The sequence below is a fragment of the Microcoleus sp. BR0-C5 genome, from assembly GCF_036705045.1.
Lineage (GTDB): Bacteria > Cyanobacteriota > Cyanobacteriia > Cyanobacteriales > Microcoleaceae > Microcoleus.
The window spans coordinates 1-20,774 of sequence record NZ_JAUBTR010000068.1; the positions used below are offsets into that span (position 1 = coordinate 1).

Genomic DNA, 20,774 nt, shown 5'->3' on the forward strand with positions numbered 1-20,774 from the left:
GTCATCAAGAAGTCTTTGAGTCAAAGAACACATCGCTGTCACCATTGTGGTTTTGTAATAGACCGAGACTGGAATGCGGCAATTAACATACTTGAGTTAGCACTCCGTACCGTGGGGCACATGGGAACGTTAAACGCCTCTGAAGACATCGACCTCTGCATTGGTGAGGCAACTCCTCAATGTAAGTCGAGTCGTGGAAAGAGGAAGCCCAAGAAGTGATTCTTGGAATCCTGCGGTACGGCCGGGGAGGATGTCAATACTAAAAATTAGCAATTCTTTCGGCTATTACACAGAAAAGAAGCTGAAAGCAAAAGTGACTTTAGTGCCCGGATGCAAGCGTGCGCCGCAGGTTAAAACCTACCTTAAAAAAAACGTCCTAAAACGCTCGTATCCGAACTCATCTATTCCCGTTGTTAAAAGAAAAATGGCGCTGCGGTAACAGGTGTCGATCGCCTATGTTGGTTTTCTCACCATCGACAATGCTCAGCTTGCCACACCGTTTCCTGCGACTAGCCTGTGGGAAGCAGAACATGGAATATTATTATAGATGAAGAAAGTTTTTTTGCAACTGCTGCAGGACAAACAGTCGATGCTTGGGTAGTCCCCTGAAGGTAAGGATAGAGTAAGATACTATTAGAGAGAAGTGTTTGCTATTAGTGATATGACACTACAAATTAATTCTTGTCCTAATTGTGGCGAGCGAAGAAGTCAGTCGTAACGGTCGGACTCGGCATGGTAAACAAAACTATAAATGTCGGGAATGTGGTCGTCAATTTGTTCTGAATCCGGCATGGAAAGCTATTACCTCAGAACAACTTGAGTTAATGTCGCGGATGCTACTTGAACGTATTTCTCAGGCAGGGATTGCTCGATTATTACAAGTATCAGAAGATACCGTGCAGCGCTACGTAAATGCCCAGGCTATTGCTGTTAATCAGGAAGTGGAGGTGACTCCTAAGCCAAAAAAGCCCTTGGCGGTTCAGATGGATGAGTTATGGTCATTTGTTGATAACAAAGGAAATCAACAGTGGGTCTGGCTCGCTTTGGATGCCCAAACCAGGGAAATTGTTGGCGTACATATTGGAGAGCGTAGTGTAGTATCAGCTCGCTCCCTATGGAATTCAATGCCACCAGTGTACCGTCAATGTGCAGTAATTTATACCGACCATTGGAGTGCTTATGATTCTGTATTGCCGAGTAAACGTCATCGCGCCGTGTAGATAAAGATAGTGGTTGTACTAGCTATATTGAGCGCTTTAATTGTACCCTTCGACAACGAGTATCTAGGTGGGTAAGAAAGAGCTTATCGTTCTCTAAAAAATTAGAAAATCATATTGCGGCTATTTGGCGTTTTGTCCATCATTATAATGCTAATTTACAACTCTAATACCTACTTTCATGTGAATTTAGTTTATCCTGTCGATCCTTTCCTTCAGGGCGCTACCGATGCTTGCTCTGGGGTCAAGTCCAATGACTCCCTAGACCCAGCATCCCCGCGTTATGAAAGACCGGGCCCACTCTTCTAACTTCCAAGGGCTGAGTTTTGTCGCTAAATGGTGATATTTCGGGCAAAAGTTGTGGCTGTGGCGATCGGGTTCACAATCTATTGGATTTTTCCCACAGCGAATTCTGCACCCATCCTGACATTGGGCAGAATTTTGGCTTTTTTCCCTATTCCCCCAGCCTTCTTTTACCACAACTTAAATTTCCTTAACACTTCTTAACAATCCCGCTTTTCTAGAGAAAGCCCACAAAGGCGATCGGCCCACGGGAGGCTTTGGGGCGTTTCCACCCCACAGCAGGGGCGCTTGAAGCAAACTCATCATTTTTTTTCGGCTATCGCGCATCTACCCTAGGAAGGAGTTTTGCCCGCATTTGCCCCCCCGATCTTTACCTTCTTAGAGAGATAAGTTTCTGTAATAATTTGTAATAAACAAAGACGGACGAGCATTGTATAAAGATTATCAGAGGGTTGAAACGACAGGCCAAAGTTAACCAAAACACTGATTGACAAGGTTTGTCGCAATCTCATAAAAGGTGTAAAATTTTCTAAGGTTTCTTAAACCTCCGTTGCAATGTAACAATAGTGCAGGTAGCGGAAAGGGAGAGAACGAGCCGGCACGCGTAGTAGCTGGCGTCTACCTTCAACCCTTGCAGGCTTAACAGCCTGAACAAATTTAACTTAACGGTTTTATACCGCAACCAAACTCAATTAACTCAAGTAGGAGAGTTGTTTCATGTTTGACGCATTTACAAAAGTGGTTTCCCAATCTGACGCTCGCGGCGAATTTCTAGCTCCGGGCCAACTCGATGCTCTCAGCAGCATGGTTTCCGACGCTAACAAGCGGATTGACGCAGTAAACCGCATCACCGGCAACGCATCCAGCATCGTAGCCAATGCAGCTCGCACCCTGTTCGCTGAACAGCCACAACTGATCGCTCCTGGTGGCAATGCTTACACCAACCGCCGCATGGCAGCTTGCTTGCGCGATATGGAAATCATCTTGCGCTACGTCACCTATGCAACATTTGCAGGCGACGCCAGCGTTTTGGACGATCGCTGCTTGAACGGTCTGCGTGAAACATACCAAGCTCTGGGAGTTCCAGGTGGCTCGGTTGCAGCCGGCGTGCAAAAAATGAAGGAAGCAGCAATCGCGCTCGCTAACGACCCCAACGGTGTTACCCGTGGTGATTGCAGCTCGCTGATGTCTGAAATCGGCAGCTACTTCGACCGCGCAGCTAATGCAGTCGGCTAAAAATAGCCAAGCGAACATTTCTTGTAAAGAAGCGAGCATCGCATTTTTGCAAACAATCATTTTTGTACAAAAACAACACAACATTAGGGAGAAACCAGAACAATGAAAACCCCTTTGACTGAAGCAGTAACAGCAGCCGATTCTCAAGGCCGTTTCCTGAGCAGCACTGAACTACAAGTCGCCTTCGGACGTTTCCGCCAAGCAGCAGCCGGTTTGGAAGCAGCCAAAGCGTTGACCGCCAACTCTCAGCGCTTGATCGACGGTGCAGCTCAAGCTGTGTACAACAAATTCCCGTACACCCAACAAATGCAAGGCCCGAACTACGCTTCTACCCCAACAGGTAAAGCCAAGTGCTCTCGCGACATCGGCTACTACCTCCGCATGGTCACCTACTGCTTAGTTGCAGGCGGCACAGGTCCGATGGACGAGTACCTGATTGCAGGTGTTGACGAAATCAACCGGACATTTGAATTGTCTCCTAGCTGGTACGTTGAAGCTCTCAAGTACATCAAAGGCAACCACGGTCTGAGTGGCGACGCTGCAACTGAAGCGAATTCCTACATCGACTACGCAATCAACGCTCTGAGCTAGATTTGCGTGATGCCCGGAATTGTAAGCTGCTGTTAGCTTAAGTGTTAGCGGTTGTTTAGAATTCCGGGCATCTGCGATCAAAGCCTAGTTTTGCAAATACTTTTTTTAAGCAGTTTTCAGTTTTTAAAGCAAAAAAGGGAGAAGCGAAGATGGCGGGATTAGGTGCAGCAGAACGGTTGGGAATAAAAGCATTTGAAGAAGCGGGACGAGTAGAACTGCGTCCACACTGGACGCAAGACGATGCGAAAGCAGTAATTCGTGCCGCTTACAGCCAAGTTTTCGGCAACGAGTATTTAATGTCGAGCGAACGACTTACCAGTGCTGAATCTCTGCTGATGCAAGGGCAGATTTCAGTGAAAGATTTCGTGCGGTCAATTGCACATTCCGAAACCTATCGGAAAAAGTTTTTTTATCCGAACTCGCAAACGCGGTTAATTGAGCTTAATTACAAGCATTTGTTGGGCCGCGCTCCTTACGACGAGTCGGAAATTGCTTTCCACGTTGATTTGTACAATGCAGAAGGCTACGAAGCTGAAATCAATTCTTACATTGACTCCGTTGAGTATGAAGAAAATTTTGGCGACAGTATAGTGCCTTACTATCGCGGTTTCGCGACTCAAAGAGGTCAAAAAACCGTCGGTTTTAACCGGATGTTTCAATTGTACCGGGGTTTTGCTTCTAGCGATCGCGCCCAAAACCAAAAGCAAGCGCGGCTAACCTGGGAAGTTGCCAGAAATACGGCTTCACCCATCTCCACCGCCTCCACCGGAAAAGCCCTTGGCGGTACCTCCGGCGGTTCTCGCGGGCAACTCTACCGAGTTACCGCAATGCAAGGTTCGGCTAAGTTTTCCCCTCAAGTGCGCCGGACTACTACGGAATATCTCGTGCCTTACGAGCAACTTTCGAGCCGCTTGCAGCAAATCAACAAATGTGGTGGCAAAGTGGTAAGTATTACCACAGCTTAAAGTTTGTAAAGACGTTTTTTTGAAACGTCTTTAGCAAATTAGGACTAAGGCTAAAAAATTATTCAATTTTATGTGTATAGGTAAGGTGTGCAGTGCACACCCTACTTTGAGGCATATTATCCTTAGTCCTAAAAATTTCAAGTGCAACCAAGCATTAAACTTTTGTCATTAATAATTTAGGAGAAAATCTGGTGGCGATTACGACAGCAGCGTCCAGACTGGGAACATCCGCATTGAGCGATGCGCCGAAGGTAGAACTGCGCCCGAACTACAGCAAAGACGACGTTGAAACTGTGATTCGTGCCGTTTACCGTCAGGTGCTGGGCAACGACTATTTAATGAAATCCGAGCGACTTACAAGTTCCGAGTCTTTGCTGCGGGACGGCAGTTTGACGGTACGAGAATTTGTACGGGCTGTAGCTAAGTCAGAACTGTACAAAACCAAGTTTTTCTACAACAGCTTCCAAACTCGGACGATCGAACTAAACTACAAACACTTGCTCGGTCGCGCTCCCTACGACGAATCTGAAGTAGTTGAGCACTTAGATTTGTACCAAACACAAGGCTACGACGCTGATATTGATTCTTACATCGATTCAGTAGAGTATCAAGAAAACTTTGGCGAAAGTATCGTGCCTTACTACCGCGGCTTTAACACCCAGCGTGGTCAAAAAACCGTCGGTTTTACCCGGATGTTCCGGTTGTATCGCGGCTATGCAAACAGCGATACATCTCAACTAGAAGGCAATAACTCTCGCTTAGCTGTCGAACTCGGCACTAACAGCGCTACGGCTGTAGTTGGGCCTTCTGGCGGTAACGAAGGTTGGGCATATCGACCTTCTGCCAGAAACGTAACTCCCGGCAGCACTTTCGGCGGTGCGGCAGCTTACGGCAAAGAAGGGCGGCTGGTGCGCGTGGAAGTTTCGGGCATTCGCACGGGCGGCTATCCCAGCGTGCGCCGCAGCAGCAAGGCTTTCATCGTACCTGTTGAGGATTTGTCCTCGCAAATGCAGAAATTTCAACGCATGGGCGCGAAAATCGCCAGCATTACTCCAATTTAGTCAGTTGGCAGTTGGCAGTTGGCAGTTACTAGCTTTTAGTTAACAGTCAACAGTCAACAGTCAACAGTCAACAGTCAGAATTACCAATTACCAAGAAGCTTATGTTGGGTCAAATTGTAGCTGGAAAAAGTGGCAATACAGCTTCGGCTGGTCGCTGCTTTAGGTATGAAGTTGTGGGCTTGCGCCAAAGCGATGAAACAAATAATGTGGATTATTCGATTCGATCGAGCGCGAGTACATTTATCACCGTGCCTTACAATCGGATGAATCAAGAAATGCAGCGGATTACTCGCATGGGCGGGAAAATTGTGAACATTCATCCTTTAAACGCGATCGCAGAATCATCCCATGAATCATCCCATGAATCATCGCATGAATCATCTGGTGATCACCAATAGTTTGTTTGCAGGGGCGATTTTCATCGCTCCTACACAAGCTAGAAGGGGCGATGAAAATCGCTACTAGACAAACAAAGTCCACTCCACAAGCGGACTAAGAGTTAATTTAACCCGCCCAGGCGGGTTTTGTCTGTTTAGTAGCGATTTTCATCGGCGAGTTTCCCTAAGACTTGCAGGTTTTTTCTGTGTAGCAGCCATTTCAATCGCCGAATAACTAATAACTAATAACTAATAACTAATGACTATGGATTATTACGAATCCGACTCACCGCCGGCGGGTGTAGCTGAGGGCGAGTCTTTAACAGTAGAAAAGGCGATCGCAAATTTGCACTCCCAAGATTACAGTCTCCGGTATTATGCTGCTTGGTGGATTGGCAGATTTCGAGTCAACGAACCAGCAGCTATTGCAGCTTTAATTGCCGCATTGGAAGAAGAGTCAGAACAAACAAAAATCGGCGACTATTCCCTATTGCGAAATGCGGCGCGGGCTCTGGGTAAATTGGGTGACAAACAAGCCTTGCCGGCGCTGATTCGCTGTTTGGAATGCGCCGATTATTACGTGCGGGAAGCGGCGGCTCAAGCTCTAGAAATGCTGGGCGATCGCGATTCCATTCCACCGCTAATGAAGCTATTGGATGGGGGCGTAGCTGTGGCGCTACGAGTGCCAGGAAAATCGCACCTTGTGCAGCCTTACGACTCGGTAATTGAAGCTTTGGGAACCATGCAAGCGACAGAAGCAATACCGCTAATTTCACCTTTTTTAGAACATTCTGTGGAGCGGGTGCAGTACGCTGCGGCGCGGGCGATGTATCAGTTGACTGGCGATCCGGTTTACGGAGAGCGGTTGGTCACTGCTCTGAATGGGGATAATTTGCAGTTGAGGCGATCGGCTTTGATGGACTTGGGGGCGATCGGCTATTTGCCGTCTGCGCCAGCTATTGCTGAAACTTTAGCAGAAAATAGCATGAAATTGATTGCACTAAAAGGAGTTTTGGAGCATCACCTCAATCAACAAGAATCACTATCTTTATCAGATGATGCTATCCGCGTTATGAATTTAATGGATAGTTTACTTTAAAAAATTAGTTCACAACTAAAATAGGATTGCTTTAGCGATTCTCAATTATCTGCCGTATATTCAGGACACAGCACATTCAGGAAACAGCACTGCTGGTCCCTACCGTATATCTGTATTTCATGGAGTTGATAAATGCTATTTTCTGGCTTTTATTCTGGTGAACCGATGGCTGATAATTTGATGGAATAAGAAACGAGGCTTTAGGTACTAATTATTATAAATTTCAGTAAAAATACTGAGGTTTGTAGCTGTAGTTGGTGAAACCGAACCTGTTAAAATAATATTACCATCGGGATGAGTTTTCAGTTAAAAAAGTTTGGGTTTTGACTGCGGGCGATCGCGGAATGCTGCGAGATGGTTGTGTAGGGGCTAGAAGTATAAATCGGGGGATTCACCATGAGCAACGATCCTTTTGAAGTCCAGGTGCAACATTTTGCAGCGCTGAAGTATAAGTATCAAGCAACAAAATATGAAAATTCATCTCCCTCTAGTCTTCTGTATCTCATTCTGCGAAAAGCTGATTTAGAATTTGAAATTACTAAATTTGAGTGGATTTGGTTACTAGATCATGAGCTTTTGGAAACAAGAGAAGCTATCGAGCAAGAGCTACAACGTAAGGAGGAAGAACCCAAAAAACTAGATGCTAAATTTTCTCAACTCAAGTCTAATTTTAAAGTAACCAGAGGGCTACCCATGTCTAGTGCTTTGTATCCTATCCTTTGGAAACTTGAATCAGAAAATCAGCTAACTGACTTAGAAGTTAAATATCTCCAAGTACAGGGGCTTACTGAAACAGTTGCTATCGCTGAAGATATGGCGCGATTTGCTGCACTAAAGGCTAAGTACCGAGCAACTGAATATCCAAATTGTTCGCTTGATAGCCCCTTGTATCAGATTCTCAAGCAACTGGATGCAGGAGCAATATTAAGTGATGTAGAGGCTAACTGGCTGTTCAACAACCAACTGGTTGATACTCTAGAAATTTTTTGGCAACAAAAAGCTGGACGGGAAGCTAAGTTTGCCCAACTCAAGGATAAGTACAAAGCTAGTGAATACCCAGAAACATCTGTCTCTAGTCCGCTCTATCAAATCCTGAAAAACCTGGATGCAGATATACAGTTGAGCGAGTCAGAACTTAACTGGCTACAAGAGCATCAACTTAGCGAAACGCTTAGCATTGTTTTGGGGATTGAACAGACACGGCACTTTGCTGAACTGAAGGTTAAGTATAAAGCTACTACTTATGAGGATTCATCCCTCTCTAGCCATCTGTATAAAGTTCTGAAAAAAATTGATTTAGAAAGTCAGCTAGGTGAGCAGGATATTAACTTTCTGAAAAAGCGTAAACTAACTGAGACAATTACTCTGGCGCTTGACAAATATGCTGCTAGTCTCAAGTCCAAAATTCAATCGGGAGAGCCGTTGAGTGAGGCTGATATTGATTGGGTGAAACAGAATGGACGTGATGATGTAATTACTTTTGCTATTGAAAAGTATGTTGCTAGTCTGAAATCCAAAATCCAATCGGGAGAGCATTTAAGTGAGGCTGATATTGATTGGCTGAAACAGAATGGACGTGAGGATGTAATTACTTTTGCCCAAGAAAAGGAATTTGCTGCTCTGAAGTCTAAGTATGATGTGTCGAACTATAAAGATCGGGCACCTTCTAGTCCATTGTACGCAATTCTGCAAAAACTGGATAAAGGAGAGCGACTGGAACCAACAGATGTTGCTTGGCTTGAGGAGAATAAACTTGAAGCATCTCAACCGAGCAATAGCTATTATGGGTGGCAGGAAGAACGCCGATATCAAGGGCAGAGACTGTTCTCTGGCAAGATTTTTACAGCTTACCACAAAATCGAAGCACTTTTTTATGAACAGGAGTACAAGAATACTGGAAATAAATGGAAGTTGCCTAATGCCAGCAGTCATTGGCGCAAGGCAGGGCAGCCGAGAAGTGCATTGAAGCTGACAGAAAATCTGGACTTCGACAAAATAAAAGAAAATAAGCTAAAGTCAGCTTTGCTTACAACTAGGGGCGGTGCTTTTCGAGATATTGATAAATTAGATGATGCTGAAAGATGTGCGCTAAAAGCTATTGAGTATCAGCCTCAGAGTCATCATCCTTACACTTTGATGGGAGCTATTTGTTTTGAGCGGGGTCAATTCTTAGAGGGCGAACGTTGGTTTAACGAGGCAATTAAACGCGGTGCTTCACCCAGAGATCAGGATGCGGAAATGAAGCGGGTTGTCAAAAATGCTAAGGATGAGAAGCGTCGGGAAGTTGTGGAATATCTGCTGAAAAAAGATCCGCAGCGGTATGCTTGGGCTAAGGCTTATAGGAAGCGCGAAGGCGGTTAGGATGCACAGCGCAAGAATTCCTAGCGCGGGTAGGGAGTCCAGTTTTTTGACGATTCGACTCTTTAACCAAGACTGTCCTACTTCGAGCAGGGTAAGCTTTTTAAGGAAGGAGAATTAAATAACTTACACAAGTTTGTGGGGTGTCCCGCCCGCCCTTTTTGGACGGGCGGGACGCCCATCCCACAATAACAATTAAAATTGTAAGTTATTTAATTCGCGATCCTAAGTTAATCGCCGCGCCTCGCCCACTTTACAAAAAGTTCGATCGCGCGATCGACCCAACCTACAATTACAATAGTCACGGTAAAGCTTACAAATAAATGGCATTAGAACTAATTCAGGCTGTCGAACAAGCAGATTCTTCCGAAGGCTTGTTAAACTCAGTCAAAGCACTGGCGGCGGCTGACTCAACAGAAGCAATTCCTACCTTAATTACAGTGCTCGGCTACAACAACCCAGGCGCCGCAGTTGCCGCCGTTGATGGGCTGATTCAACTCGGAGAAGCTGCGGTGCTGCCGCTTCTAGAACAGCTTGACGGCTACAATTACGGAGCGAGAGCTTGGGCTGTTCGGGCTTTGGCGGGAATTGGCGACCCCAGGGGTTTGGAGATTTTGCTCGATGCGGCGGCGAATGACTTTGCTTTGAGTGTGCGGCGGGCGGCGGTTAGGGGTTTGGGGACGATTTGCTGGCAACTGATGCCGGCAGAACAAATTGCAGATGCTCAACTTCGAGCTGTGAAAACGCTACTGCAAGCGTCCCGAGATCCAGAATGGGTGGTTCGCTACGCAGCAGCGGGGGGTTTGCAAGCTTTGGCGAGTGCTGCGACTGTTAAACCGGATTGGTTAGCGGAAGTTTCGGCTAGGCTTGAGGAAATCGCCCAAACCGATGAAACTGCTTCAGTTAGGGCCCGGGCTTTGCTTGCTAAGGAAAAATTGTCACTTGGCTAGGGTTTTGGCGATCATCTCTTCCAAGTCCCCTTGACTGAGAGTGGTTAATATAAAGACTTCTTGTACGGTTTTGCCCTGTCTGGCGATGATTTTAAATCCCCCGCGGATGGGTACTGACACTCTTAATGTCATGCGGGGGATGTGTCCTTTAACTTTGTTGATGACACCCGGAGTGACAGTTTGAATGCCGATTTTTAGGGTAAGGCGCTCTAAAATTGGTATCAAACCGGGAAGGTGGGTAGAGTGATTCCAAACTAGGCGGCCTTTGGGTTGTGCGTTCATAAATTTTTAACCAAATTCAACATACCCAGTCTAAGCTACCCCTGGGTGGAACCAGTTTGAAATTCCCTCAACTTATGTATCAATAACGTTACTGTGAGCGTCATTGCCAGCAAACCGACGCAATCTCAAACCGAGATTTTTGATTCCTGGCGCGCAAGCCGAGATTTGATGGCGCAGAATTGTCCTGTACTTTTTGATGTTGTGGGTTGGCAACTGTCGGTTTTTCTAGTTGAGTTGCGATCGCCGCGAGCATTTCTGCGAGGCTGCAAGGTTTTTTGAGATAGCCGTCTGCTTTGAGTTCCAGGGCTTTTTCCATTTCGGAGGCTGTCATAAAAATAAACGGAATGCTGGCGGTTGCAGGGTGCGATCGCACGGCTGCGAATACTTCAAAACCGTTTAGCTCTGGCATCATGACATCTGACAAAATTAAATCGGGAATTTCGGCTGCTAACTCGATACCGACTTTTCCATTTTCAGCACCCACAACTTCAAAACCGCGCGATTGCAGAAGTTCTAATACGGTTTCTCGAATTAAGTTATTGTCTTCAATTACTAATATTTTGGTCATTTTTGTTACTTTTATGTTGGTTTTATTTTTACTTGTATGTTAAATTTATATCACCCGTATTTTCCTAAATTCAAGTGGGCTATTGCAGCTACCCAGTTTTCGCAGCCCCGAAGCGATCGCGCTTCATCAAAATCTTTCATAAATCAATAAAACAGATTAAGAAAAATATCATGAAATTTATCAGCCCTAAAACAGACTTTGCCTTCAAAAAAATCTTTGGTTCCACCGACAGCCAAGACATCCTCATCAGCTTCTTAAATGCTCTAATTTACGCCGGTGAGCCAATCATCCAAGACTTGCAAATTATTGACCCTTACTCGGCTGCTACCGTTAGCGGACTCAAAGATAGTTATTTGGATGTCAAAGCTCGAATTACAGGCGACAAGACGGTAATTATTGAAATGCAAGTTTTGAATGTAGCCGCTTTTGAAAAACAAGTCATCTACAACCTAGCCAAAACCTATGCCAACCAACTCAAAATTAGAGAAGGTTATCCGAGATTAAAACCAGTAATTGCTTTGACGATTACCGATTTTGAAATGTTTAAAGAACAACCTGATGTTATTTCTCAATTTGTTTTCAAGGAAAAAGAGAAACTCTTTGATTATCCCCATCTCCAAGTAGAAATGTTTTTTGTCGAGTTGCCGAAGTTCAAAAAAGAGTTAGATGAACTCACAACTTTGACTGATAAATGGATTTATTTTATGAAGCACACTCCCGATATAGAAACAATCCCAGCCTCAATGGAAACAGTTCCTGAACTAGAAAAAGCTTTTCAAATTGCCAATGAGGCTAACTTAACCTTGAAAGAGTTCCAGGATATGGAAGCTCAAGAAGCGGCGATCGAAGAACAGCGGGGAATAGTTTCTAGAGGTATAGAAGAAGGTTTGGAGCGAGCTAGGGCTCAATTGATGCAAGAAGGCCGTCAAGCAGGGATGCAAGAAGGCCGTCAAGCAGGGATGCAAGAAGGCCGTCAAGCAGGGATGCAAGAAGGCCGTCAAGCAGGGATGCAAGAAGGGATTAGAGCAGGTCAAAGAGCATTAATTTTGCGTCTGCTGGAGCGACGAGTAGGAGCCGTAAATCCCGATGTAGTTTCGCGGATTGGGGAATTATCGGTTGAGCAATTAGAGAATTTGGTAGAGGAGGTAGTCGGATTTTCTAGTTTATCCGATTTAATGCTTTGGTTGGATAGAGCAGAATAATCGAAAGAGCGATCGCTGTGAGGTTTTTTTAGGTCGATCTACTTATAAACAGCGATATTCACAAATTTCAGGCGATCGGGTAAAATATAACTTAGTGTATCGCTATTAAGTGAGGAAAAAGATATGTCAGAATTTCTCGACTTTCTCCGACATCAGTTTGCCTACGTTGCCATTGGCGAATTTAAACCAGGAAAATTTGAAGCTGCAGAGCAACTTTTTGAAAAAGCCGTGGCAACTTATGCCACAGGTTTTAAGGGAGCATACCTGCTGCAATTGCCCAATACAGACAAAGGTATTGCCATCATTTTTTGGGAAAGCGTAGAAGATATGGCAGCCAATCAAAGCGAAGCTTATCAGGAAATATTGAAGCAGATGATGCCTTTGTTTGCGAAAATACCAGACACAAATATTTATGAAATAGTCAGTGAAATTCAGCCCAAAAGTGAATAATTAAAAAACCTGCAATCGGCGCGTCATTCCCATACCCATCGGCGTTTTTCGCCCGACTCCGCTGTAAAGCGCAAAATCTGCTAAAGTGTTAATTTGCTTGATAGTAGCAGGAGCTATATCTCCCATAATTCGGTAACTAATATCCCCGACGCAGCCAATAAATTTACTGCGAGAATCTGTACTAACTTCTGTTCGGATATCGAAAAAACTGGGGAAAATAGCTTCTGTGAAAGTAGGTTCGATAGCCATCCGGCTGTACTTGTTCCAGCGATTAGCTAAACTGCCAAAAATACTCTCACGAGTGGGCATAGCACTATCGTATACACCTTGCCTAAAATTAGTAGGAGTGCAAAAACTAAAAGCAATTTGGCGCTCAGTTTCCGACGCTCTATCGAACAATTCGGCGTAAGTACAAAAGTTTACCCACGGCTGGTTGGATTGCGGTTCGCTCAAAATATTAGTAATGTATATATTTGTCGGGCCGAGATGCCAAGGGCGAGCGAAATTAAGTTGCTGCCAAAGTTGAGTTAGGCGATCGAACAAACCGTCATCCAGCAGAGAAATTCGCCACCAAATCGGCGTAGTTTCCTGAATTGCTTGCTTGTGTTCCCACTGTACAGCCGGAGATATTGTGCGGGAAGCAGGAGGCAAAACTCTCTTTTGTGGCTGCGGCGTGCTGCTTTTGTAAGCTTCTTTTCTGCTTACTTGAAAAGGGCTTAAAGTGAAAGCTTTTTCATGAGATTGGTCGTGCAGGTATGCGCTCAAATCGCTGTCTACAGCACTCACAAGGTTCAAAAACAAAGCGTGGAGATGTCGCCCCGTTAAAAACTGGGATGGAATTGGTGCAACTGGCAGCAGGTTTAAAACAAGGCTGTGGGGCATTTTTAAATTCTATACTGTGTCTCTATATATTTTCAGCTCGTATTAATATTACAGCTAAGTTGGCACTTAGGAATGAGAATTAAATAACTTCCACAAGTTTGTGGGACGGGCGGGACGCCCATCCCACAATAACAATTAAAATTGTAAGTTATTTAATTCGCGATCCTTAGATTAAAGAATTTTAATCACGTAAGGTGCAGAGTGTGCACCCTACGTTTGTTTAGGGGAATTTGTGCGTAAGGTGCACCCTAGGTTTAGGTGGTGATAAGCTGTTGCGCGTTTAAATTGCATATTCGGGACGGGCTAGAAGCCCATCCCACAATAATTTGAGTGATTTTTGACACACAATTTAAATGGAGAACAGCTTATTGAGTGCGGGAAATTTTTAGGCGATCGAGATTTCAGGCGACAAATAAACATCTTGAATGGCGTTGAACAATTTTACGCCTTCTTCAAAAGGACGCTGAAAAGTTTTGCGGCCGGAAATTAAGCCGCAGCCGCCAGCGCGCTTGTTAATTACCGCCGTGCGAATTGCTTCTGCAAAATCGCTTTTCCCGGAAGCACCACCGGAGTTAATTAAACCCATCCTTCCCGCATAACAGTTGAGCACTTGATAGCGAGTTAGATCGATCGGGTGATCCGTTGTCAAATCCGAATAAACGCGCTTGTCGGTTTTGCCGTAACTGTGACCGCTAGCTTTAGCAACAGCTTCGTAACCGTTATTGCATTCGGGCAATTTCTGCTTGATAATGTCAGCTTGAATTGTCACTCCCAAGTGATTTGCTTGCCCGGTTAAATCCGCTGCAACGTGATAATCTTTGTCTTGTTTAAAGATATCGTTGCGGAGATAGCACCACAGAATTGTCGCCATTCCGTATTCGTGAGCGTGGGCAAAAGCTTGACTGACTTCTTGAATTTGTCGCGTCGATTCTGGCGAACCAAAATAAATTGTGGCTCCGACTGCAACTGCTCCCAAATTCCAAGCTTGCTCGACGGAAGCAAACATTATTTGATCGAATTGATTGGGATAAGTTAGCAACTCGTTGTGATTGAGCTTGACAATAAAAGGGATTTTATGCGCGTATTTGCGAGATACACTTCCCAAAACTCCCAGGGTTGTCGCGACAGCATTGCAGCCAGCGGAAATTGCTAACTTAATGATATTTTCGCTGTCAAAATAGATGGGATTCGGTGCAAAAGAAGCGGCCGCCGAGTGTTCGATTCCTTGGTCTACTGGCAGGATGGATAAATAGCCGGTATTTGCCAAGCGTCCGCTAGAATAGAGTTGCTGAAGCGATCGCAAAACTTGAGGAGATCGATCGGTTTGAGCAAAAATGCGATCGACCCAATCCGGGCCCGGCAGGTGCAACAAATCTTTAGAAACTTTCGCTTGATGGGTGAGCAAGTCTTCGGCTTCGTCGCCAAGCCAAGACTCGATCGAACTGGGAACTGATAGTGTAGCTGTCATACAGATTGCCCTCTCAATTTCTATTACAGGCTGTTGATTGCAGACATTAACCTTGCTGATATTGTAGCGAAAAAATCATATTTTCCATCCCGTCAACACTAGACCCAGTTTTTAACAAGATTAGGGACAACAGCAGCTAGGACGCGCTACTCTATAATAAGCTGGCAGTTCAGCCGGATCGGCGCTGCCAGCGATCGCCGATCGACTCACAACTTTGCCATCACAATGTCAAATACTTACTTCGATTCTGAAAACGGTCACAAATCCTTCGAGATGCCCGGTGCTCGGCCGCATTACAACCCGGATCGCCCCGGTCAAGTAGAGCACATTTTCCTCGACTTAGTGCTGAATATTCCCAAACAAAGCTTTCGTGGCACTTGTAGCATCCGCATCAATCCAGTCCGCAGCGGTATTGACAAATTAACCTTAGATGCTGTAAACCTGAATATTAAATCAGTAAAAGTCGGCGAAATTGAGCAAAATTTCGACAGCGACGGCGAAGTGCTGCAAATTCAACTGCAGGAACCAACAGAAGCTTACCAACCAATTACAATTGCGATCGACTACTCGGTCGAAAAACCCCAACGCGGTCTGTATTTCGTCGGCCCGGACAAACACTATCCAGACAAACCAACACAAGTTTGGACTCAAGGCGAAGACGAAGATTCCCGCTTCTGGTTTCCCTGTTTCGACTATCCTGGACAACTCGCTACTTCGGAAATTCGAGTCCAAGTTCCAAGACAACTATTTGCTATTTCCAACGGCGAATTAATTAGTACAAAAAACGAAGGCGACGATAAAATTTATCACTGGGCCCAAACTCAGGTACACCCGACGTATTTAATGACCTTAGCAGTCGGAGATTTTGCCGAAATTAAAGACGAATGGAACGGCAAACCAGTTAATTATTACGTGGAAAGAAGCCGCGAAGCAGATGCTAAGCGCAGCATGGGCAAAACGCCTCAAATGATTGAGTTCTTCTCTAAAGCATTTGGCTATCCTTACCCTTTTCCCAAATACGCTCAAGTCTGCGTCGATGATTTCATCTTCGGCGGTATGGAAAACACTTCAACAACTTTGCTAACAGATAGGTGCTTGCTAGACGAACGCGCCACCCTCGACAATCGAGGTACTGAAAGCTTAGTCGCCCACGAATTAGCTCACCAATGGTTCGGCGATTTAGTAGTAATTAAACATTGGTCTCACGCTTGGCTGAAAGAAGGCATGGCTTCTTATTCCGAGGTGCTTTGGACTGACAAAGAATATGGCAAAGAAGACGCGGCTTACTATATGTTAAATGAAGCCCGCAATTATTTAGCTGAAGATAGTTCCCGCTACCGCCGCCCGATGGTTACTCACGTTTACCGCGAAGCCATTGAATTGTACGATCGCCATTTGTACGAAAAAGGTGCTTGTGTCTATCACATGATTCGCGCCGAGTTGGGCGACGAATTATTTTACAAAGCAATTCACACTTTTGTGCGGGATAACGCTCACAAAACTGTAGAAACCATCGATTTGCTCAGGGCGATAGAAAAAGCGACTGGTCGCAATCTCATGTTTTTGTTTGACCAGTACGTTTATCGTGGCGGTCATCCAGATTATAAAGTTGCTTATTCCTGGGATGGCGACAGCAAATTAGCAAAAGTTACTGTCACTCAAACTCAGGTAAAAGATAGCAAAAATGGCAACGGCAACAGCAAAGATGTCTTTGACCTAAAAATTCCGATCGGCTTCGGTTACAAGCCGGAAAAAGAAGCAGATGATGATAGTGGGACATCTTCAAACCCGAACCTAAAAACTTTCACAGTCAGAGTGCATGAGCGCGAACAAAGCTTCTATTTTCCCCTAGAACAGAAGCCGGCGTTTATCAGTTTTGATGTAGGCAATAAATACTTAAAAACTGTTGTTTTAGAGTATGGAATTGCGGAACTAAAAGCTCAGTTGCAGTTCGATCCAGACCCGGTTTCCCGAATTTACGCTGCCCAAGCTTTGGCGAAGAAGGGAGGGCTGGAAGCGGTGAAAACGCTGTCAGAAGTTCTCAAGAAAGAGCCGTTCTGGGCAGTACGGGCAGAAGTGGCCGGTCAGTTAGTGGAAATTAAACTCGACCAAGTTTTTGAAGGTTTAGTAAGTGGTTTAAAAGATAAAGATGCTCGTGTTCGTCGCGCTGTGGTGAATGCGCTGGGTAAAATCCAAACTCACGAAACTTATAAAGCGCTGAGATCGATCGTCGAAAAAGGCGACGACAGCTATTACGTAGAAGCAGCCGCAGCGACTGCTATTGGCTCCATTGCCGCGGCTAACCCCGACGAAAAACCGAGCGACGAACAGGTACTGAAAGAGTTAAAATTGGTACTGAAAGAGCGTCAGGGCTGGAATGAGGTAGTGCGATCGGGTGCGATCGCAGGTTTGGCGCAGATGAAAACTTCTGAAGATGCGCTGAATCTAATTTTGAAATACACAGCCGTCGGTACTCCGCAAGCTTTGCGCTTGGCTGCAATTCGATCTTTGGGCACAATTTCGACTGGTCAAAACAAGGTCAATTTAGAACGGATTTTGCAGCGATTGGCAGAATTATCTAAAGAGACGTTTTTCTTGACTCAAGTCTCTGTAGTAGTGGGATTAGGACAAATGCAAACTCGCAAAGCAATTCGCATTTTGCGTTCTTTAGCTGACCAAACTCCCGATGGCCGCGTTCGCCGCATGGCTGATGAAGCTGTGCAAAGAGTGCAGAAAAATGCTGGTTCTGATGCAGCGGTAAAGCAGTTGCGGGAGGAATTAGATCAGGTGAAAAAGGAGAATCAAGATTTGAGGAGTCGGATGGAAAATTTGGAGGCTAAGGCGAAGAAAGATTAGGTTAAGTAAATTTTGTAAGGTGCGTCGCTGTGAGATTGTCGCTACGATAGAGAATTGTTTCGGGCGACGCACCCTACCAGCTACTCAGAAACCGGATTATTGACCTCGCGCACGTAAGTTCTGTAAAATCAGGGTGCAATTTTGGTTTTTAGTCTTGAACTGTCGATCGAGTTGAAGCAGCTTTTGCACAAAAACATATTGCACAAATTATGACTACCAGAACCATTGTATTGGTGCAACAATCCGGGGTAATTCCCTACCGCATTCTAGACGGAAAAATAGAAGTAATGCTAATTACTTCGTCGGGAGGTAAGCGCTGGGTAATACCGAAAGGTTTAATTGAACCTGACATGACTCCCGAAGATTCCGCAGCCAAAGAAGCTTGGGAAGAAGCAGGTTTATTGGGTCGAGTGTTTTCCGATTTGATGGGAACTTATGAATACTACAAATCTGGCTGTACTTGGCAAGTAGATGTATTTTTATTGCAAGTAGAAACAGTTCTGGAAAATTGGCCGGAAGCTTATAAAAGAAAGCGGCAGTGGGTAAGTATTCCTAAAGCAATTAAGCGGGTTGATGAACCAGACTTGAAACTCATTCTTGGGGATTTGCCGCATAGATTGTGGTGAAGACTCATCGGTAAGGGCGGGTTTACCAAATTTGCTAAGAGTGGGGAAATTACCCCACCTTGTGGCGTACCTTTAATATCCTATATAATTTCAGGAGTATGGCGATACAAATTCATTAATTTTTTCAGAAATGGAGCTTGACTTTTTGCTTTTAGTTCAGCCATTGGGTTTGATTCAGACAGAAGAGAATCACTAGCTTCACGAGAGAACTGTTGTACAAACTTGATTCGAGAACGACGTTTTGCTTCTACCTTGGCAAGAAGCGATGGCACATCTAATTGACTATTATTCTTCCTGGCTTCAGCCAAACATTGGCGTATCTGAGAAACAAAGAAGCAGCCATCTTCAAAAGCTTGAGTAGCGCCTTGTCCTAAAGTAGGAAACATTGCATGAGAACTATCTCCTAGACAAATAACATGACCTTTGGTATCACCAAATACAGGCAGGATTTCTTGAATCCTAGCCCAATGAATGTTATCCACGTGGTCACAGATAGAATTAACTAGGAATTGACAGACTTCGCTATAACCACGATCGGATTTATAGAGTTGCTGGAGAATATGCGGTTGTTTATTTTCTGGTGAAATATCCAAATTTGAATTCAAAGGAAATGATCCGGCAATATAAACTTCATTGCCAGGGATAGCAAAAGCAAGTAAACGATGACCATTGTGAAACCACTGCTGATAATCATCAATTAAGTTATCTGCGCGATTAGGAACCAGTAAACGGTAGATACACGCTTGAAGATAAGTTGGTTCTGGTTGTCCACCAAAGAACGTACTACGGACTTGTGAGTAGCGTCCATCGCAACCAATGATTAAATCAACCTGATTGAGTATTTGACGTTCACCAGTAATCTGGTTTTCCACAACTAGTTCAAGCGGTCCTTTCATTGCAGATTCAGCATATCTCATTGCCGCAATAGTGGTGTTATACCAAACTCGTCCGGCAATTGGTCTTCTAAGTTGACGATATAATTCTGACCAGCGGATACGAATACCAGGATTATCAGCTACTTGCAAAAGCGGTAAATCCATAACTAATGTCCCATCTGTTAATCCCGCTTTCCAAGATAGCCAAGGCAAACTTACTCCTTTCGCCTGTAGTGAGATAGCAAGTTCATAATTGAACTGGGTTAAAATTTTGAGAGCATTAGGTCCAATATTTAAACCTGTTCCTGCTAGAACATTTTTTTCAGAACCTTTCTCAATACAAATTAATTCAATATCTGGTTCTTGCTGTAAACCTTGAACAATTAAACAACCTGCAATTCCCGCGCCGACAACAACAATACGAATTCGCACTTTTCTGTCGTCTCCTGTTATTTAAAGCTAATTAAGAAGCTTTGGTGCTTTTAGGAGATAATTTCATCACACCTTCAACTTCATTAAGAATGACATCACACAGATTATCCAGAGGAATATCATTATAATCTCTGCCAAAAGGGTTTTCTATTTCCAAAGCAATCTCTTCAATCCCAAATAAAGTAAAGGCAATTATCGCAATAATCGGACTTGTCAACCAGCCAAAATCTCCAACTAGACGCATTGGTAAGGTGAAGCAATAAATCAGAGTTAGTTGCCTTAAATGGATAGTGTAAGCCCTGGGCTGTGGTGTCATCAGAATACATATACAAAGACCAAATTTATCAAGCACTGAATTCAATAATTGCTGTAAACTTTGAAAATCGTGAATATTCAGGCGATTCTGGTTACATTGCTCCTTTAGGTAATCTTGAATCCAAAGTGCAATTTCAAGGGCTGGGTTGCTCACAAATGTAATCTTTTCCAGTCGAGATTTAATCAGAAGGTTTTCTAACTCCTCATTAATAGGTTCTCGACGTAGATACTGCTTAGTCGCTACTGCAAAAGCTGCTATAGAGTACATTGCAGCAACTTTATTCACTCGATCTTGAGGTTCTTTTTCTTCAACGTTGACCCAAATCTGCCTTGCTAAATGGCTAGATATCCCAATTATGGCACCCCATGCTTGCCGACCTAACCAAAAGCGTTCATAACCAGTATTGGTGCGAAAAACCAATAGCAGACCCAAAAGAATACTGGGAATAAGGATTTCTAACTTTGGCAAAAATAGCGGCACTCCTTGTGTATATAAAACTGTAATTATCAGTCCAAAAATACCCACAAGAATGACCCGAGGTAAGACAGCCGGAATAACAGATCCGCGCAGGGTAAACGCAAGATGCAGCCACGATCCTTTAAATAGTTGATTCATCATGTTATTTTAATCCAATTTCATAATGTTGTCAAATAAATTCTT

General features: G+C 44.4%; 20 protein-coding genes and 1 pseudogene. 15 read left to right on the forward strand and 6 right to left on the reverse strand.

The window, feature by feature from the left end; genetic code table 11:
• From QUB08_RS25015 to QUB08_RS25070, 11 genes and pseudogenes are all read left to right on the forward strand, one after another.
• Positions 1-219 (forward strand): zinc ribbon domain-containing protein (locus QUB08_RS25015; protein WP_333228076.1); only part of this gene is annotated, 219 nt, incomplete at its 5' end.
• A 442-nt stretch (positions 220-661) separates the two neighbouring features.
• Positions 662-1,387: pseudogene (locus tag QUB08_RS25020) on the forward strand (IS1 family transposase).
• Positions 1,388-2,237: 850 nt separating this feature from the next.
• On the forward strand, positions 2,238-2,756 hold the full coding sequence (locus QUB08_RS25030) for a phycocyanin subunit beta (protein ID WP_333124298.1): 519 nt from the start codon (positions 2,238-2,240) through the stop codon (positions 2,754-2,756).
• A 102-nt stretch (positions 2,757-2,858) separates the two neighbouring features.
• Positions 2,859-3,347, forward strand: a complete 489-nt coding sequence (gene cpcA, locus QUB08_RS25035) for a phycocyanin subunit alpha (protein ID WP_006631256.1) — start codon at positions 2,859-2,861, stop codon at positions 3,345-3,347.
• A 149-nt stretch (positions 3,348-3,496) separates the two neighbouring features.
• Positions 3,497-4,312, forward strand: coding sequence for a phycobilisome linker polypeptide (locus QUB08_RS25040; protein ID WP_333228080.1), 816 nt, complete (start codon positions 3,497-3,499; stop codon positions 4,310-4,312).
• A gap of 191 nt (positions 4,313-4,503) precedes the next feature.
• Entirely contained in the window at positions 4,504-5,373 is an 870-nt protein-coding gene (locus QUB08_RS25045) for a phycobilisome linker polypeptide (protein ID WP_333228082.1), read from the forward strand.
• A gap of 101 nt (positions 5,374-5,474) precedes the next feature.
• Positions 5,475-5,771 carry a phycobilisome linker polypeptide gene (locus QUB08_RS25050; protein ID WP_333228084.1) on the forward strand — a complete coding sequence of 99 codons (297 nt, stop codon included), beginning with the start codon at positions 5,475-5,477 and terminating at the stop codon, positions 5,769-5,771.
• Between the two features lie 238 nt (positions 5,772-6,009).
• The gene (locus QUB08_RS25055) at positions 6,010-6,849 is read left to right on the forward strand and encodes a HEAT repeat domain-containing protein (RefSeq protein ID WP_333228086.1); all 840 of its coding nucleotides are present in this window, start codon (positions 6,010-6,012) and stop codon (positions 6,847-6,849) included.
• Positions 6,850-7,245: 396 nt separating this feature from the next.
• On the forward strand, positions 7,246-9,210 hold the full coding sequence (locus QUB08_RS25060; protein WP_333228088.1) for a hypothetical protein: 1,965 nt from the start codon (positions 7,246-7,248) through the stop codon (positions 9,208-9,210).
• A 140-nt stretch (positions 9,211-9,350) separates the two neighbouring features.
• Positions 9,351-9,530 carry a hypothetical protein gene (locus tag QUB08_RS25065; protein ID WP_333228090.1) on the forward strand — a complete coding sequence of 60 codons (180 nt, stop codon included), beginning with the start codon at positions 9,351-9,353 and terminating at the stop codon, positions 9,528-9,530.
• A complete protein-coding gene (locus QUB08_RS25070) occupies positions 9,531-10,157 on the forward strand; it encodes a HEAT repeat domain-containing protein (RefSeq protein ID WP_333228091.1) in 627 nt (208 codons plus the stop codon). It abuts the gene before it with no gap.
• Here the strand turns inward: QUB08_RS25070 and QUB08_RS25075 are convergent.
• Entirely contained in the window at positions 10,146-10,439 is a 294-nt protein-coding gene (locus tag QUB08_RS25075; RefSeq protein WP_333124314.1) for a DUF2103 domain-containing protein, read from the reverse strand. The genes QUB08_RS25070 and QUB08_RS25075 overlap by 12 nt on opposite strands.
• A gap of 100 nt (positions 10,440-10,539) precedes the next feature.
• Positions 10,540-11,007: a response regulator gene (locus QUB08_RS25080; protein ID WP_333228094.1), complete on the reverse strand. Its 468-nt coding sequence runs from the start codon at positions 11,005-11,007 to the stop codon at positions 10,540-10,542.
• Between the two features lie 170 nt (positions 11,008-11,177).
• On the opposite strand from QUB08_RS25080, the gene QUB08_RS25085 reads away from it, so the two are divergent.
• Together QUB08_RS25085 and QUB08_RS25090 are read left to right on the forward strand one after the other, a co-directional pair.
• A complete protein-coding gene (locus QUB08_RS25085) occupies positions 11,178-12,209 on the forward strand; it encodes an Rpn family recombination-promoting nuclease/putative transposase (RefSeq protein ID WP_333228096.1) in 1,032 nt (343 codons plus the stop codon).
• Between the two features lie 123 nt (positions 12,210-12,332).
• On the forward strand, positions 12,333-12,659 hold the full coding sequence (locus QUB08_RS25090) for an antibiotic biosynthesis monooxygenase (RefSeq protein ID WP_333228098.1): 327 nt from the start codon (positions 12,333-12,335) through the stop codon (positions 12,657-12,659).
• On the opposite strand, the gene cas6 is transcribed toward QUB08_RS25090, so the two are convergent.
• Together cas6 and QUB08_RS25100 are read right to left on the reverse strand one after the other, a co-directional pair.
• On the reverse strand, positions 12,660-13,541 hold the full coding sequence (gene cas6, locus QUB08_RS25095; protein ID WP_333228100.1) for a CRISPR-associated endoribonuclease Cas6: 882 nt from the start codon (positions 13,539-13,541) through the stop codon (positions 12,660-12,662).
• Between the two features lie 385 nt (positions 13,542-13,926).
• Positions 13,927-15,009: a class I fructose-bisphosphate aldolase gene (locus QUB08_RS25100; protein ID WP_333228102.1), complete on the reverse strand. Its 1,083-nt coding sequence runs from the start codon at positions 15,007-15,009 to the stop codon at positions 13,927-13,929.
• A gap of 225 nt (positions 15,010-15,234) precedes the next feature.
• Between QUB08_RS25100 and QUB08_RS25105 the strand changes: the two genes are divergently transcribed.
• Entirely contained in the window at positions 15,235-17,865 is a 2,631-nt protein-coding gene (locus QUB08_RS25105; protein ID WP_333228104.1) for a M1 family metallopeptidase, read from the forward strand.
• A gap of 209 nt (positions 17,866-18,074) precedes the next feature.
• Positions 18,075-18,491 carry an NUDIX hydrolase gene (locus tag QUB08_RS25110; RefSeq protein WP_333228106.1) on the forward strand — a complete coding sequence of 139 codons (417 nt, stop codon included), beginning with the start codon at positions 18,075-18,077 and terminating at the stop codon, positions 18,489-18,491.
• An 80-nt stretch (positions 18,492-18,571) separates the two neighbouring features.
• Here QUB08_RS25110 and QUB08_RS25115 read toward each other — a convergent pair whose 3' ends face one another.
• Both QUB08_RS25115 and QUB08_RS25120 read right to left on the reverse strand, forming a co-directional pair.
• Entirely contained in the window at positions 18,572-19,798 is a 1,227-nt protein-coding gene (locus tag QUB08_RS25115) for an NAD(P)/FAD-dependent oxidoreductase (RefSeq protein WP_333228108.1), read from the reverse strand.
• A 31-nt stretch (positions 19,799-19,829) separates the two neighbouring features.
• Positions 19,830-20,732 carry a bestrophin family ion channel gene (locus tag QUB08_RS25120; protein ID WP_333228109.1) on the reverse strand — a complete coding sequence of 301 codons (903 nt, stop codon included), beginning with the start codon at positions 20,730-20,732 and terminating at the stop codon, positions 19,830-19,832.
• Positions 20,733-20,774: the final 42 nt, after the last annotated feature.